General features: G+C 54.5%; 16 protein-coding genes. 12 read left to right on the forward strand and 4 right to left on the reverse strand.

Going from position 1 to position 15411, the window contains the following annotated elements; translation table 11 throughout:
- The first annotated feature begins 634 nt into the window (after positions 1–634).
- From puhE to QTO31_RS12975, 10 genes are all read left to right on the forward strand, one after another.
- Positions 635–1399 (forward strand): putative photosynthetic complex assembly protein PuhE, encoded by a 765-nt coding sequence (gene puhE / locus QTO31_RS12930; RefSeq protein WP_031457919.1) that lies wholly within the window; start codon positions 635–637, stop codon positions 1397–1399.
- Between the two features lie 350 nt (positions 1400–1749).
- On the forward strand, positions 1750–3840 hold the full coding sequence (acs, locus tag QTO31_RS12935; protein WP_301429413.1) for an acetate--CoA ligase alpha subunit: 2091 nt from the start codon (positions 1750–1752) through the stop codon (positions 3838–3840).
- 11 nt (positions 3841–3851) lie between these two features.
- Positions 3852–4922 carry a phosphotransacetylase family protein gene (locus tag QTO31_RS12940; protein WP_031457921.1) on the forward strand — a complete coding sequence of 357 codons (1071 nt, stop codon included), beginning with the start codon at positions 3852–3854 and terminating at the stop codon, positions 4920–4922.
- Positions 4923–4930: 8 nt separating this feature from the next.
- Complete coding sequence (locus QTO31_RS12945) at positions 4931–5281, forward strand: hypothetical protein (RefSeq protein ID WP_031457922.1); 351 nt, start codon at positions 4931–4933, stop codon at positions 5279–5281.
- Positions 5268–6356: a quinone-dependent dihydroorotate dehydrogenase gene (locus QTO31_RS12950; RefSeq protein WP_301429416.1), complete on the forward strand. Its 1089-nt coding sequence runs from the start codon at positions 5268–5270 to the stop codon at positions 6354–6356. Before QTO31_RS12945 ends, QTO31_RS12950 begins: the two co-directional genes overlap by 14 nt.
- Positions 6356–6793, forward strand: a complete 438-nt coding sequence (locus tag QTO31_RS12955; RefSeq protein WP_301429417.1) for a hypothetical protein — start codon at positions 6356–6358, stop codon at positions 6791–6793. The genes QTO31_RS12950 and QTO31_RS12955 overlap by 1 nt, the downstream gene beginning before the upstream one ends.
- A 111-nt stretch (positions 6794–6904) precedes the next feature.
- Positions 6905–7645: an orotidine-5'-phosphate decarboxylase gene (gene pyrF / locus QTO31_RS12960; RefSeq protein WP_301429418.1), complete on the forward strand. Its 741-nt coding sequence runs from the start codon at positions 6905–6907 to the stop codon at positions 7643–7645.
- Positions 7642–8280 (forward strand): phosphoribosyltransferase family protein, encoded by a 639-nt coding sequence (locus QTO31_RS12965; protein WP_031457926.1) that lies wholly within the window; start codon positions 7642–7644, stop codon positions 8278–8280. Before pyrF ends, QTO31_RS12965 begins: the two co-directional genes overlap by 4 nt.
- Before the next feature lie 170 nt (positions 8281–8450).
- A complete protein-coding gene (locus tag QTO31_RS12970) occupies positions 8451–9149 on the forward strand; it encodes a YIP1 family protein (RefSeq protein WP_031457927.1) in 699 nt (232 codons plus the stop codon).
- Position 9150: 1 nt separating this feature from the next.
- A complete protein-coding gene (locus QTO31_RS12975) occupies positions 9151–9894 on the forward strand; it encodes a Yip1 family protein (protein WP_031457928.1) in 744 nt (247 codons plus the stop codon).
- Positions 9895–10284: 390 nt separating this feature from the next.
- On the opposite strand, the gene QTO31_RS12980 is transcribed toward QTO31_RS12975, so the two are convergent.
- From QTO31_RS12980 to QTO31_RS12990, 3 genes are read right to left on the reverse strand one after another with little or no spacing between them, the layout of a single operon-like run.
- On the reverse strand, positions 10285–11238 hold the full coding sequence (locus QTO31_RS12980; RefSeq protein ID WP_031457929.1) for a polymer-forming cytoskeletal protein: 954 nt from the start codon (positions 11236–11238) through the stop codon (positions 10285–10287).
- A gap of 1 nt (position 11239) precedes the next feature.
- Positions 11240–11683 carry a hypothetical protein gene (locus tag QTO31_RS12985; protein ID WP_301429420.1) on the reverse strand — a complete coding sequence of 148 codons (444 nt, stop codon included), beginning with the start codon at positions 11681–11683 and terminating at the stop codon, positions 11240–11242.
- Positions 11656–12237, reverse strand: coding sequence for an RNA polymerase sigma factor (locus QTO31_RS12990; RefSeq protein ID WP_035418768.1), 582 nt, complete (start codon positions 12235–12237; stop codon positions 11656–11658). The genes QTO31_RS12985 and QTO31_RS12990 overlap by 28 nt, the downstream gene beginning before the upstream one ends.
- 153 nt (positions 12238–12390) lie before the next feature.
- Between QTO31_RS12990 and QTO31_RS12995 the strand changes: the two genes are divergently transcribed.
- Positions 12391–12645, forward strand: coding sequence for a hypothetical protein (locus tag QTO31_RS12995; protein WP_028460346.1), 255 nt, complete (start codon positions 12391–12393; stop codon positions 12643–12645).
- 78 nt (positions 12646–12723) lie between these two features.
- Here the strand turns inward: QTO31_RS12995 and QTO31_RS13000 are convergent, their stop codons facing one another.
- Positions 12724–13998: an ABC transporter permease gene (locus tag QTO31_RS13000; protein ID WP_301429423.1), complete on the reverse strand. Its 1275-nt coding sequence runs from the start codon at positions 13996–13998 to the stop codon at positions 12724–12726.
- A gap of 349 nt (positions 13999–14347) precedes the next feature.
- Between QTO31_RS13000 and scpB the strand changes: the two genes are divergently transcribed.
- Positions 14348–14953, forward strand: coding sequence for an SMC-Scp complex subunit ScpB (gene scpB, locus QTO31_RS13005; RefSeq protein ID WP_035418770.1), 606 nt, complete (start codon positions 14348–14350; stop codon positions 14951–14953).
- Positions 14954–15411: the final 458 nt, after the last annotated feature.

Below are 15411 nucleotides of genomic sequence, written 5' to 3' on the forward strand. Positions count from 1 at the left end.
ATCATATCATCCGGCTATTAATATTATAGCTAATTTGGCTCCTCGTTTATATTCGTACCAATCCGTGCGCTGCGCAGTGCATACACCTTCTCATACCTGACATTGGTGTGTGCGGAGCATCGCACCCTACCCATAGGTTCCGAATGCCCGTTGACCATCGCCATTCCGATGACGGTATGTGCGTATGATCCCCCCATGCGTGCGGACGTGTTTTGATCATCGGTGACAGCAGCGCCAGGGTTGTCTCCCTGTACACTCGAGTCACTCCCCTGCCTCTCCACTCGTGGAAGAGTTGAAAGGAGACAAGGGAGAAGATGAGGGGGCTTGCCACACGGTCTGCCAAGTGCGCGACGGGAAGACGTGGTCAGCGAATGCCTCCCTGCTGATGGAGGGCATGAGATGGTGGACCCTACCTACCGTGCGCTGACGGGCATGATCGGCGCACCAACAAGGAGACCTGGCAGCAGACCACTGCCGGAACAGGAGCTGCTACTGCGGTACTCATTTTGCTTGCCGCGCTCCTGGTACGATGAAAACGTTAAAAAGCTCTAAAAACAGAACATACCCTTTACGACCCCTGCTATTTCATGTACAATTATGACATTAGTGCAAAAACTGTCAGAAAGTGCAGGCTATGAACTGGTCTGATATTGCTTTCTATTACCTTCTACCACTGCTCACCACTGTCACACTATGGATAGGGCTGACATTAGGTTTAATCTGGCTTAACCGACGCGGGCCATGGGTAGGCGGATGGGCCGTGTTTTTGAGTTTACCGGTGCTATTCTTTGCCCACAGTGAACTCCTAAGCACACGTCATGACCTGAGCAACCTCGGCGCTTATCGTGCCTTTACCGCCGGTCTGTTAATCTGGGCCTGGCACGAGTTAGCCTTCTACAGTGGCATTCTTGCCGGCCCTCGTCGCCAACCCTGTCCCCCGTATGCCCGTGGCATCCAGCGCTTCTTCTACGCACTTGGTACTCATCTGTATCATCAACTGAGCTGTTTACTCGAATTGGGTTTGTTGATCTGGCTGTTGCAAGATGCAAGTCATTGGCTCGGCCCATTGACGTTTGGATTGAGTTGGGCCTTACAGCAAAGCGCAAAACTGAACGTCTTGTACGGGGTACGTGCCCTTCAGGTTGAACTCTTCCCAGCCCATCTGTCCTTTCTAGCCAGCTACTGGCGTCCTGGCCCACCGAGCGCCTTTTTTCGCCCCAGCGTGTCGGTGAGTACGCTCCTGGCAGTGATGCTCTGGTTAAGTGTCGGCGCGCACGTCGGCGATTCAGCAGCACTGCGGCTGGCCCTCTTAGCCAGTCTGCTGACGTTGGGTGCTCTCGAACACTGGCTTCTTCTACTGCCTGCTCCGGCTACCGCACCTGCACCGGCAACCGATTGATGATAACCACATTCCGCATTTTGTAACCGCCTGCAGTACCCTGCATCCATGAGGGGGATCAGAAACCTGGGTTACTGATCACGCTCTCGGAAGCTGGCAAGTGATTGTACCCGTTCTCCCTGATGGTACAGAACAGGTATGCCTTGCTGCGCCTGCCAAACGTGATGATTCGGATCGAATCGGGAAGAACAATTCACAAACCACCCATCGACTTGAGGATGTTCCACGCTACTTATGATGAGCTGAAAACCACTATCCCCTGACCTGACACCTGATACGTGCAGCTTGTCGCCAGGCGAGGTATCGGTTATGATGAAAGGACAAGGTGTGCAAAAAGGAGCACCCAAACCATGTTAGAAGCAATCTTCAATCCGCAATCGGTAGCCGTGTTTGGCGCCTCGCCCGATCCGGCACGCCTCGGCCACCGAGTGCTAAAAAATATTATCGATCACGGCTATCAAGGGCGCATCTACCCAATCCATCCGCGCGCAACCGAAGTTCTCGGCTTCCCTGCTTACCCTTCGGTGATGGCCGTTCCCGACCCGGTCGATTTGGCAGTGATCGTTATTCCACCCCAACATGTTCTGGCTGCGGTGAACGAATGTGGACAAAAGGGGGTACGTGGCCTGGTTGTGATCACTGCTGGCTTCAAAGAGGTTGGCGGCGCCGGACGTGACCTCGAACGAGAGTTACTGGCTACGGTGCGGCGTTACGGAATGCGCATGATTGGCCCCAATTCGCTGGGCATCATTGACACTATCAGTAAGTTGAATGCCTCATTTGCCAATGCCATGCCGCTCCCTGGAAACATCGCTCTGATGTCACAATCAGGCGCTATCTGTGCTGCGATTCTCGATTGGAGTCATCAGCAACGGATCGGCTTCTCGCGTTTTGTCAGTCTCGGCAACAAGGCTGATGTCGATGAGGTCACGCTGCTAGAGGCCTGGAATCGCGATGAGCATTCCAAAGTGATTCTTGCCTATCTAGAGGCAATTGACGACGGTCCTAATTTCATTCGGGTAGCGCGTGAAGTGACGAAAGTCACACCGGTAGTTGCCATCAAAAGTGGGACAACGGCTGCCGGTACTCGGGCAGCTTCTTCGCACACCGGTTCACTGGCCGGTTCTGAAACCGCTTACGAAACGGCGTTTGCGCAGAGTGGTATTCTGCGTGCCCGCACCATGAATGAGCTGTTTGATCTGGCGCTGGTCTTTGCCTATCAGCCAATGATTCGCGGTAACCGAGTGGCGATTGTTACGAATGCCGGTGGGCCAGGGATTATTGCTACCGATGCCGTAGAACGAAGTGGGCTGGCAATGGCCGAATTCACCCCTGAAACGATTCGTCGTCTGCAAGCGAAACTACCTCCCAACGCCAACTTTTTCAACCCAATTGACGTCATCGGTGATGCGACTCCAGACCGTTATGCCTGGGCCATCGAGGCTGCGCTGGCCGATCCAAACGTTGATGGCCTGATTATCCTCTTTACCCCGCAGGCTGTCTCCGATCCGCTTGTGACGGCACGGCTCATCATTGATCTGAGTAAACAGACGACCAAGCCAATTGTCACTAGTTTTATGGGTGGCGCTAGCATCACGAGTGCGGTAGAGGCTCTGAATACAGCATGTATTCCTAACTATCTCTTTCCCGAACGAGCTGTGCAATCACTGGCCGCAATGTACCGTCAGTCGCTCTGGCAGCAACGTCCGGCGCCGACCTACCGCACCTTTCCGGTTGATCGTCAGCGCGTGGCCGATCTGTTCGCCAAAGTACGCGCAGCCGGTCGGGTCGAATTGGGTGAGATTGAAGCGCGGGAAGTGATTGAAGCCTATGGGATGCGATTACCGCGGAGTCGGTTGGCCCAGACCCCCGATGAAGCCGTCGCTATCGCTAATGAATTTGGCTATCCGGTGGTGCTAAAGATTTCTAGCCCAGATATTCTGCATAAAAGCGACATTGGTGGGGTACGAGTCGGCTTACATGACGCAACGGCGGTACGCGACGCCTTTGAACTAATTGAATATCGAGCACGCAAGTATTTGCCCTCCGCCCGCATTTGGGGCATACTGGTGCAAGAGATGGTGCGCAAAGGCCGCGAAATCTTAGTCGGTATGACACGCGATCCCCAGTTCGGGCCACTGATCGCAGTAGGAATGGGAGGCATCTATGTTGAAGTGTTAAAGGATGTTGCCTTCCGCCTTGCCCCCCTAAGCGTCGAAGAGGTGCAAGAGCAGATACGTTCAATTCGCGCTTATCCGCTCTTACGCGGTGTACGCGGTGAACCACCGGCTGACATCGCTGCCATCGAAGAGACGATCCTGCGAGTCAGTCAAATGGTTACCGATTTCCCGGAAATTGTCGAGATGGATATTAATCCACTCGTCGTTCATCACGAAGGCGAGGGCGCAATCGTCCTCGATGCCCGGATCATCCTCAACTAGTGGAGGCAATGATGGCAACACTATATGTCGCCTCGACCGAAACCTATGTCGGTAAAAGTGCGGTCTGTGTCGGTCTGCTCCGTCGGATGCAGCAAGACGGCTTCCGTGTTGGTTATATGAAACCGGTAAGTGTTTCGGTAACCCACACGCCCGACGCAGTGCTCGATGAAGATGCTCTGTTCATCCGTCAAACCATCGGGCTTGATGCGCCGATGGAACAAATCGCCCCAGTGCTCATTACGCCAGGGGTGATCGAGTCGATTCTGCGCGGGCAACCGCATTCGTTCGTCAAGACACTCCGCGAGGCGTATCTGGCTATCTCGCGCCAGAAAGACATTGTCGTTTTGGAAGGAACAAACACGTGGGCTGAAGGCGCGCTGGTTGATCTCACTGCCGATCAGGTAACTGATATGTTGCAGGCCCCCGGTCTCCTGGTGTGCCGCTATACCTCAACATTGTCAGTCGATACGATCCTGTCGGTACAACGTTACGTCGGCGATCGTTTGCTGGGGGTCTTGATCAATCAGGTAGAAGAACCACACCGCGAGTTCGTGCGTAATCGGGTGACACCGTTCCTCGAGAGCCGGGGGATTCCGGTGCTGGGCATTTTACCTCGTGATCGCTTATTATCGGGGGTGACGGTCAACGAGCTGGCCCAACATCTGGGTGGGCAAATTATTGGCCGCCCAGAATGGGGTGAGAAGATGCTCGACTCACTGATGATCGGGGCGATGGGCGCGGAAGCCAGCCTTTCGTTTTTCCGTCGACGGGCGAATAAAGCGGTTATTACCGGTGGCGACCGCAGCGATTTGCAGTTGATCGCTCTGCAAACCAGTACGAACGCCTTGGTATTAACCGGTAATATCCGACCATCAATGCAAGTAATGGATCGTGCTGCTGAATTAGAGGTGCCGATCATTCTGGTCGCCGACGATACCCTGAGTACGGTTGATCGCGCTGAACGTCTCTTCGGGCGCGTGCGTTTTCACCAGGAGGCAAAACTGCGTCGCTTCACCGAGTTGCTCGATACCCATTTCGATTTTGATCGTTTGTATCGCTTACTAGGCTTACAAATTCACTAGGAAGCGCTATGACAACCAATCCGTTGCCTGATAACGCAGAAGTGATTGGCCCGCTGATCTTTGTGCCCAACCCTGAATATCCGTACCCGTTTCCGGTTGCCCGTCCACCTCGTTTCTGGATGGAGGAAATTACCGGAAAGCTGGCGGTTGCAGTTGAGCAATATCTACAGGGTGAACCACTAACCGATGATCAATTGGCCATCATTAAACTTTATTTGAAACAATATCTCGAACGAGCAGTTATTGACGACAGTGCCGATCGGAAGCGTTTGCTCAGTCGTATTGATCGGCTGCGCACAACGCGCGATATTGAACGATTTGCTGACGAGTTATCCGAGGTGGGGGTTGAACCGTTCTGAATCAATGCTGTACCGTTATGTTCTGCGCCCAATGTTATTTCGGATCGGCGGCGGTGATGCCGAGACGGCGCACGAACGTACTCTTCACATGCTGGCGCTGATCAGCCGTTCGCGCTTCCTGTGCCAGGTTCTTGAACAGTTTACGACAATCCGCGATCCCCGGTTGCAGCGTACTGTCTTCGGGGTGTCATTTCCTAATCCGGTAGGACTGGCCGCGGGTATGGATAAGGATGGCATAGCGTTGAGGGCATGGGCGGCGCTCGGCTTCGGTTTTGTCGAAGTTGGCACAGTGACCCGTCACCCACAGCCAGGGAATCCTCGACCGCGCTTGTTTCGTCTTCCTACCCACGAAGCTCTGATCAATCGCATGGGGTTCAACAACGCCGGCGCTGCTGCGCTGGCCGAACGTCTGGCCCACCTGCAACCGCCTCCATTGCCGATTGGCGTCTCGATTGGCAAATCGAAAATCACGCCGCTCGAACATGCTATCGATGACTACCGCGAGTCGTTCCGCTTACTCTTTCCATACGCAGCATATATAGCGATTAATGTCAGCTCTCCCAATACACCGGGTTTACGTCAGTTGCAAGATGCCGACCAGCTCAGAGGATTGTTAGCCGCACTACAACACGATAACGCAGCGTTAGGCCGCAGTGATCAGCGTGGCCCACGACCACTGCTGGTCAAAATTGCCCCTGATCTCAGCGATAATGCTATCGCAGAGTTGCTCGAAGTTTGTACCGATCATGGAGTGGCCGGTATTATTGCCACCAATACTACTCTCAGCCGTAGCGGATTAACCGGCGTTGAACCGGCCTTGGCCGCCGAAACCGGTGGCCTGAGCGGACATCCTCTGGCCGAACGTGCCCGGCAGGTGGTGCGCTTGATTGCTCGTCTGACCAACGGTCAACTGCCGATTATTGGCGTGGGCGGGATTCACTCACCCGCTGATGCACTTCGGATGTTGGAGGCCGGTGCCAGCCTGATCCAGCTTTATACCGGTCTGGTGTACCACGGGCCGTTCTTACCCAGGCGGATCAATCGTACAATTCTCCAGAGCAGGAAGGTATCGTGATGAGCGGCTTTCTCGGTACAAAAGCTACCTTCGCCCAAGATGTTTCGCTGGTTGGTAGTATCCTGGTCGCCCTTGCGTTTACCGTTGGTGCATACCTGGCTGTAAAAGGATACTACACAGCCCATCGCTGGGTGCAAACCGGCGCCGCTGCTCTGAACCTGGTACTGGTATTTGGAGTGATGATACCTTCCCTGCTTGCAGTGTCGCCCGATGAGAATCTTACTTTGCCGACAGCGGCATTTGTGGCAATGCCAGCCCATGAAGTGATTGGTACCGTTGCCATGCTATTCGGCATATATGTTGTACTGGTCGGTAATGAATGGTTACCATTGCGCTGGCGCTTCAAAAATTATAAATTGTTTATGCGGATTGCCTTCGCACTGTACCTGATAGCAACAATAGTTGGCGTTGCCGTGTATGTTCTGATACACACGTAGCAAGAGCTAGTCTGCGATTGTCATCGAGTACGCCAGCCGCTGGCAGAAATGTGTTCGCGAGGACATAGGAGATCATTCACAGGACGACAGCGAGCGTACACTGGATTGCGTATGAGTTTATCTCCACAAAAACGAATACTGGTTGCCCTCGACACGCCCGATCTCGACACAGCAGTAGCCCTGGCTACACAACTGCGTGGACTGGTCGGTGGCTACAAGGTCGGACTAGAGGTATGTACAGCGGTCGGGGTACCCCAGATTGTCAGCGCCATTGCCGGGGTCGGCGGAAATCTCTTTCTCGATCTCAAGCTGCACGATATTCCAAACACGGTCGCCGGTGCAGTGCGAGCCGTCTGTAAGCTAGGGCCGACAGTACAGATGCTAACTGTACATTGTCTCGGTGGTCGTGATATGCTGCGCGCCGCAGTTGCGGCAGCGCACAGTATGCCGTACCGTCCACTCCTGCTAGGAGTTACGGTGCTGACCAGTCTTGATGCGACGGCGCTGGCAAGTGAACTACAGATCCAACCTCCACTGACCGACTATGTCGTCCATTTAGCCCGTATGGCGCAGGATTGTGGTCTTGATGGTGTCGTGGCTTCACCGCACGAAGTCGCCGCAATTCGCACCACCTGTCCACATATACGGATTGTAACGCCCGGTATCCGCCCGTCGTGGGCCACCGAGGGCGATCAGCGGCGGGTCATGACACCGCTAGACGCACTGCGGGCTGGCGCCGATTACCTGGTGATCGGACGACCAATAACGAATCCGCCACCGGCGATCGGTGATCCGGCAACCGCAGCCGCTCGTATTGTCTCTGAACTTGAACAGTACAGTCACAACCTATGAACGAGCACAAACTTCTGACCATCCTCGAACAATTAGGAGCAATTGTCACGAATGACCACATTGTGTATACCTCTGGTCGCCACGGAAGCAGTTATGTCAACAAAGACGCACTCTACCCTCACACCACCGCAGCCAGTCTGGTGGGTGCGGCAATCGCACGTCGCTTCGCCGATGCCAACATCGAGACCGTCGCCGGGCCGACAATAGGCGGCGTCATCATGGCACAGTGGACGGCCTACCATCTGAGCCAACTGTACGGTCATGAGGTATTGGCCGTGTACGCCGAAGAAGAGCACGATGAAACCGGAAAGCGACGGGTCTTTCGGCGTGGATACGACACCCATATTAACGGGAAACGGGTATTGGTGGTTGAAGACGTGATCACGACCGGAGGATCGGTACGGCTGGTTGTGGATGCAGTCAATGCAAACGGTGGTCATGTGGTTGGTATTGGCGCACTCTGCAATCGGGGAGGTGTGACAGCGAGCGATCTCGGTGTCTCGCAGCTAATCGCACTCACCGAGTTGCCGTTGGAGAGTTACCCGGCTGAGACATGCCCCCTCTGCGCTGCCGGTGTGCCCATTAATACCCGGCTGGGTAAGGGGGCAGCGTATCTCCGCAAACAGTCGGTATAATTGCCGTTTTCCAATTTGCTTAGATTGCGGATTGCCGCCACAATCATGGGTCGAGGACAATGAACCCAGGCGTAGTGAAGGTATGACCTTTACTCACCTACGGGCTAGACCCGGTAACGCTGTGTGGATACGTTCTCTTGATTGATCGTCGCATACAAACAGGGAACACCATGGAGTCACTCGCTTACCTTGTTCGGCTTAGTACTGCTGGTCTTCTGCTCGATGTGAATACGTTCCGTGCCCAACGTGATAACCCGTATGCGCTACGTGAAGGCTTTTTAGTTGTGCTGATAGTGGGCATCCTGGTTGGGACCGCCGGAGTGATCGGAAATCTGTTGAGCAGACTGGCCAGTCCCGATCCGTTAGCTGCACTTGCCATCGTGCAACGCTCACTGGAACGCATGGCACTTATCACTGAACTACAGCGGATCAACCCTGATGTTGACCTTAATCCGATTTTCAGTCAGCTCGCAACAAACCTCAGTATCTTGCAATGGAGCGGCATCATTGGTGCCCTGATTACGCCTTTCGTCTATCTGCTGGGCTGGCTGATATACGGCATTATCGCACATCTGGTAGCACGCGCCCTTGGCGGCGAAGGGACGTTGTCCCAAACCCTGGGGTGCACCGCCCTGGCGAGCGGCGCGAACCTGCTTGCTATCGCGCAGGTTCTTCCATTTGTCGAGATTGCCGGAACTACATTGCTGGGCCTGATCGGTTGTTATATTGGTCTGCGCACAGCCCATCAATTATCGGCGTGGCGCGCCTTTTGGGCTGCACTGTTAGGTCCAATCTTGCTTGGCCTTCTGCTTCTGGTCATCAGTTGTGGGGGAATAGCAGTACTGGTTGCTGCTGCCCAGGGGAGCTGATATGTCGATCATGGATACGTTCAACGGCGCATTAACCCTCAACCAGCGCGTCTTTGCCGAGATGCGTGACTCAGCCGATGGTGTGCGACGTGGCTTTCTGCTTATTCTTCTGGTCGGATTGCTGGTCGGCGCCATCCAGAGCGCCAGTAATCTGATTAGCGTTACTAATCCTGACCAGACTGTTGATGCAATCCTTGCCGCCTACCGGCAGGCGCTTGAACAACAAAAGGAAGCAGCCACCACACCCGCACAGCGCGAGGTGATCGATGTACTCGCGGAGAGTGAAGAAGAGATTGGCAATATGCTGCGCGAGCTGTTCACCATGCCCACCCCCTTACCACGACCGATCAGTCTATTCTTACAAGCCCTTGGTCAGACGGTATCGATGCCGTTCACTTATCTGAGTAATATGCTGCTGGCAGTGGTTCTTACCCACATTGCCGCCCGACAATTAGGTGGACAAGGCGGAATCCGCTCGATGGTAGCAGTCGGTTCACTGTCGGTTGCACCGCATGCCCTCGACGCACTCACTTTTATTCCGGTATTGAGCCTGCCGATCAGCCTGATTGCGTGGGGCTGGGGGCTGATCATTCTGATTAGCGGTACAGCAGTCGTGCATCGCCTCGATAGCGGCAAAGCTACGCTCGCTGTCTTGCTCTATCCAAGTCTGTTGATTATTTTAGGCATCTTGTTGAGCTGTTTCCTGATTGTGGTGCTGGTGGGTCTTGCCGGAGCTAGGGCGTGAGAGCCTGATCAAAAACCTGAATTTCTTATCTGGAACGTACCATACCTGCGCAACCATTGCGTGAGAGGATGCCAACATGCGTTCGCGCCGGCAACCTCACGTTCCCCTTCCTCTCCTCTTGTAGGAGAGGAAGGGAGGAAGGGAGGAAGGGGAAAGGTGAGGGACACCAGGCGTGCTCCACCGCACCGGCGCTAAACCCGGTGCCACCTGGTTCCATCGCGTCGAGGAGCCACTGGCGTTTCCCGCCACCGTTCCCCGCACCATTCTGGAGATGCCATAGTCGCGCCTCATCAAAAGCCCAGGTTGTTGATGAGGCGCTGATTTGCTCGCCACCTCAGCCGACGCCCTTGCCGGGAAGCTGATCAAAACCACGAGTTTCCAATCACGTTCTCAGTATCGGTTAGCACTACCCACTAACTGCCACCCATCACGCCAGATCGGTAGCGCACCGCCACGACTGATAAACACCGCGCCTAACCCCCAACTGGCAATCGCATATCCCAACAGCACTGCGAACACAGGAGCTACAAAGCTCAACAGGATGAGGGGCAGCAGAACAACACAGGCACCGAAAGCAGCAGCCAGCGGTGGTCTGAGTGCCCACCCTGGCGCCCACATGACCGCAATCGCACGAGCAACACCGGTAAAGCCGATGATGTAGGGTATGTGCAGCAAGATGATAAGCGGAATGAAGAGCACCAAACCGACCAGACTGACGGTCAGTAGACCGACTAAAAACGGCAACATCAGCAGGATCAACACCGTCGAGAGGACTCCGACCAGAGCACTACGTAACGGTGCAGCTCGCAGTGTACGTCCAATACCGGCAGTACGTCGCGGCCAGATGAAGGCGACCGCAACACTAAAAAACAGGATCACCAGCCCGCTGACGAAATGACTGACCACCGGTGGTAGCCAGTGACGTATAGCTCGCTGCCCGCCAGCTACCCCTACCAGCGCCGATACGAGGTTTGATCCGGCCAGCGGTTCTATCCCGATCAGTGCTCCCCGTACTTGAACCGCAGGATTGACAACCACCCCCCCGGCAATGGAAAGGACATTTCCCTCAACAACAGCACCGGCTTTCAGTTCAACGGTACCGGTGTAACTGACTACATCGCCGCGCACAATGCCGTGTACAGTGATCGAACCGGCCCAGCTTGTAACATCACCGTCAACTTCACCAAGTACCACAATTGACTGATCAAACGTTGCCAGATGACCCTGATAGCGCTCACCGGCGGAAATAACAACCGGTGGTAGCGGTGCCTGAGCGGCAACCGGCGCCGGTAGCCATAAAACCATCACGCACACCAAGCCAATCCACAACCAACGCTGCCACATCCTAGCTAACCTCAGCCAACGGTGCATCTGCGATGAGACGCCACCACATCCATCCAACGCTCAGCAAGAGTAACAACCCTGGCAGTAACCACCACGCCGCTGCTAGCCAAAGATACCACAACGGCTTAGCTATCAAGATTAAGGTCAAGACCAGGCGACCGACACCGGTTTCCGGATCGCCGAAGAGCGCCGCCGGTGCATCACTGTCGATCAGCAAGCCCCACATTCCCAAAAGCACCAACAGGAAGGGCACCACAGGCCACAGACGATACCAGCGCCAGCGTTTAGGTGGAGGATTACTCAGCCGTCTTACAATCCGTGCTGACAGATCAGCAGGAGGCGATACCATCTGTGGCTCACCCCAACGGGCCAGTAACATCCGCAGTTCGGCCTCGGCTGCCGCCAGCTCCGCATCGGTCAGCTCGTCATCCCTTCCGTGTTCCATAAATCCTCCTCGGCGGCAAGCGCCTCTTGCAACAACTTGCGCGCCCGATGTAACCTGGTCTTGACCGTCGCTTCCGTCAACCCCAAAACACTCCCGATTTCTTCGTATGATAAATCGTGCCAGAAACGTAGAATCGCCACGCCGCGATAGTTCTCTGGCAGGCGCTGAAGTGCGCGTTGCACGATCTCCTGTTCAGCACGTTGCAATACACTCCGTTCGGGACCTGGTTGTACGCCTGGCAACCAAAAGGCCACATCTTCAAGAGTTAGCCACTTAAACCGACGGCGTCGCAGGCGATCGATGCAGTAGTTCGAGCAAATGGTGAGCAACCATGTGACGAGCCGTCGCGACGGATCATAGCTTTGAAGACTGCGAAAGGCCCGCAGAAACACCTCTTGCACCGCATCTTCAGCCTCGAACGTGTCGCCCAGCATGCGGTACGCCTGATTGTATAGAACACCGGTATAGCGCTGCACAATCGTCGCGCAGGCCGATTGATCGCCATTACAGGCTCTGGCTACCAGGTCAACTTCATCCGACTGCGACTCACTCACAAATACTCCTCACAAATAGTATACGTCTCGTTAAGAAAAATGTTACAATTTAATCCAGCTATCGACCAACTTGCAAGAGCGGGCAGGTTCGTGTACCATCTTTGGTGATGCGACGGTGATCCGTATTCCGTCGTCAATCCACTGGAGGAAGCCGTGGCCGCTAATATTAATCGAGATCAAATTCGTGCCGCTTTAGGCGAAACCGACCCGGCCGTTAGCTTTTACCTCGACCTGCACTCCGGTGAGGTGTTACGTGTACCCGACACCGATCCTAGCGCTGAGGCCGAAGCGCTCCGTAATCAGGTCATGGAGGGGTACGGTGATCGCTATCGCTACATTCCTGGTGGCAAAGCCAACCCGACCGATAGCGATGTTCAGGCATGGCTTGAAGCCGAAGGTCTAGCCTGATGCTTCGGGTTTCGAGGCCGGTAAGGCAAGGCAGAGGTATCTCTCTTGCCTTGCCGATACCTTCTGGCTATTGGCTGCCTACTTTTCGTAGGGTTTCCCCACTGCCGCTGGACCAACTGCTCGCCCGATCAAACCGGCCAGCACAATCATCGTGACCACGTAAGGGATCACCTGCAAGAACTGTACCGGCACCGGCCCCCCAAATACCTGCACTTGCAAGATTTGGAAGCGGGTACCAAGCGCCTCGGCAAACCCAAACAACATTGCTCCCCCAAAGGCGCCAAATGGCATCCACTTCCCAAAGATCATCGCCGCCAGCGCAATAAACCCCTTACCGGCTGTCATGCCATCATCGAAGTTCCCTACCGTCTCAAGCGAGAACCATGCTCCACCCAGACCGGCAATACAGCCACTAATGAAGAGATTGATATAGCGCATGCGATTCACCGCAATGCCTACCGTATCGGCAGCCTTGGGATTCTCGCCGACTGCCCGCGTGCGTAGGCCCCAACGGGTCATAAACAACACTACCTGCGTAAGAACAACCAGCAAGAGCATTGCAAAGAAAATCGGCTTCCCGCCGAAGAGCAACGTGCCCGCAATGGGAATTGCCTCAAGCGAACGCGCCAGATCGGGGAATCCTGCGTTTGCGATGATCGCTGAAAGCGACGGCAAGGTTACTCGCCCACCGCCCTCGGTCACGATGTATTGACGACGCAGATAGCCGGTTATGCCAATTGCCAGAATATTCACGACAGTACCGCTAATGATCTGATCGGTGCGGAACGAAATCGAGAGCAGACCATGCAACAAGGCTATGATGCCACCGACGATGACCGCACCGATGACACCCCACCAGAGCTGGCCGGTAAGAATGAAGATAGCGAACCCAAACGCTGCTCCCATCAACATCATGCCTTCGATAGCGATGTTGATCACACCAGAGCGTTCAGCCCATATACCGGCCAATGCGCCAAGGGCCAGTGGTGTTCCCAGACGCAACGACTCGCTCAGCATCACCGTAGCGTTGGTCTGCTTCCCTGCCGCCGCCCAGATTAGGATCGCGGGAAACAGCAATACTGCACTCGTCCAAAGGGAGACATCAGCCCAGCGTTGCACACGATTGGTCAATCCTAGACTACCGGCTATCAGCATGACAAAGCCAATGATTGTCAGGCTCCAGGCGGAAGGAAAAGCAATCACCGGCTGTGGTACGGCAAGTGCAATCCGCGTGACGACCGTATCACCGGCTAATGCCTGTGGTGCATAGTTGAAGATGAGTAGTAGTCCAAGCAAGGCAAAGAATCCAGCAATTACTTGCCGACGGCCTATACCTTTACGGCGCTCGCTCATTGGGAATGTCCTTTCCTTCTCGTCATTGCATTCGATATGATACCATAAGCGATAGCCACCGGATGTCTGTCTGATGGTACGCTAGAGGGTTTTAGAAGCTCTTCCCCTTCCTGGCAGTAGCCAAGAAAATAGAAGAGAGAAAATAAGTCGAAGTAATTGGTAGGGGTGAGTTCTAAAGCAGTCTCAAACTCCCCCTTCCTCGCTCAGGGTGGGAAAGGAAGGTAGCTTGAGGAAAAGGTGAGGCGTACCAGCTGCTCACCGCAGGATGCGGGCCAGAGGCCCGCGCACCTATGTGACCGCATGGGTCAGAGAGCACCGTGACTATCTTTGTCATCAAAACGAAACCCGTATGAAAGACGACACAGCACCACTGAACGAAACGGCAATGACCACGACACCAAACCACCATGACCAACCGGCACAACCGATCCTCTTGCCGGACTCTTCCCAGCTCAGCCTGATACAACAGGTGGAAGCAATTCTCTTTGTTGCCGGTGAGCCGGTCACCCTTGAACAACTGACAAAAGTCCTCGCCGTCACACCCACCGAGATCACATCTGTTATCGATGAATTAGTCAGTATCTACGCACAACGTGGAATTCGGTTGCAACGGTACAACGATCAATATATGTTCGTTAGCGCCCCAGAGGCCGCTCCTATTGTCAGACGCTTTCTAGGAACGCAGCAAAGTCAGCGTCTTTCCCCCGCTGCGCTTGAGACGCTGGCGATCATCGCGTACCGCCAACCCATTACCCGCGCCCAGATCGATGCCATTCGTGGGGTCGATAGTAGCGCGGCACTACGGGCACTGCTCAGCCGTGATCTCATCTGTGAAGCCGGTCGGATGGAGACGCTTGGCCGACCAATTCTTTATGCTACCACCCCAACCTTTTTACAAGCCTTTGGTCTGACCAGTTTGAGTGACTTGCCACCCCTTGCAGAAAGTGAGGAATAAGGGATGAGCGAAGCGAGATGCTATCCACGTGTTTCTCCCCGTATGTCCACTCATTATCCACATGAGACCATCACCGGCGACTGGCATGTTCTGATTGCCACCGAGTGCATCAGAATGCGAACAGTGGCTTTACAGATCACCGATCCCAACAAAAGTTATCCACAATTATCCACAAGACAATCTCAACATAATACGTCACTCTATTGACCAAGATCACAAGAAACAATCTATTATCATTGCCTGTCATTATAAGAAACCGTTATAGATTTCTCATATTATGTTGCTTGAAATAAGAGCGTAGTTCGAGTATGATGACATCACGTCAACAGAAGACTTGCTGCCCGCTCTCACCACGAGCGCACTGCTGATGACAACAACGGTGTTGTGAATCCCGCGTTTCGGCGCGGGTGATTCGTTATGTGTGCAGTGGAGAGGCGCGGCTCGCAAGGAGGCGCAGG

The sequence above is a fragment of the Chloroflexus sp. MS-CIW-1 genome (assembly GCF_030444705.1).
Taxonomy (GTDB): domain Bacteria; phylum Chloroflexota; class Chloroflexia; order Chloroflexales; family Chloroflexaceae; genus Chloroflexus.

Excerpts from the sequence above, each read along its gene's own strand:
- pyrF (WP_301429418.1), top strand. The coding sequence starts at position 6,905 with ATGAGTTTATCTCCACAAAAACGAATACTGGTTGCCCTCGACACGCCC.
- QTO31_RS12975 (WP_031457928.1), top strand. The coding sequence starts at position 9,151 with ATGTCGATCATGGATACGTTCAACGGCGCATTAACCCTCAACCAGCGC.
- QTO31_RS12965 (WP_031457926.1), top strand. The coding sequence starts at position 7,642 with ATGAACGAGCACAAACTTCTGACCATCCTCGAACAATTAGGAGCAATT.
- QTO31_RS12980 (WP_031457929.1), bottom strand. The coding sequence starts at position 11,238 with ATGTGGCAGCGTTGGTTGTGGATTGGCTTGGTGTGCGTGATGGTTTTA.
- QTO31_RS12985 (WP_301429420.1), bottom strand. The coding sequence starts at position 11,683 with ATGGAACACGGAAGGGATGACGAGCTGACCGATGCGGAGCTGGCGGCA.
- QTO31_RS12970 (WP_031457927.1), top strand. The coding sequence starts at position 8,451 with ATGGAGTCACTCGCTTACCTTGTTCGGCTTAGTACTGCTGGTCTTCTG.
- QTO31_RS12940 (WP_031457921.1), top strand. The coding sequence starts at position 3,852 with ATGGCAACACTATATGTCGCCTCGACCGAAACCTATGTCGGTAAAAGT.
- puhE (WP_031457919.1), top strand. The coding sequence starts at position 635 with ATGAACTGGTCTGATATTGCTTTCTATTACCTTCTACCACTGCTCACC.
- QTO31_RS12955 (WP_301429417.1), top strand. The coding sequence starts at position 6,356 with ATGAGCGGCTTTCTCGGTACAAAAGCTACCTTCGCCCAAGATGTTTCG.
- acs (WP_301429413.1), top strand. The coding sequence starts at position 1,750 with ATGTTAGAAGCAATCTTCAATCCGCAATCGGTAGCCGTGTTTGGCGCC.
- QTO31_RS12945 (WP_031457922.1), top strand. The coding sequence starts at position 4,931 with ATGACAACCAATCCGTTGCCTGATAACGCAGAAGTGATTGGCCCGCTG.
- QTO31_RS13000 (WP_301429423.1), bottom strand. The coding sequence starts at position 13,998 with ATGAGCGAGCGCCGTAAAGGTATAGGCCGTCGGCAAGTAATTGCTGGA.
- scpB (WP_035418770.1), top strand. The coding sequence starts at position 14,348 with ATGAAAGACGACACAGCACCACTGAACGAAACGGCAATGACCACGACA.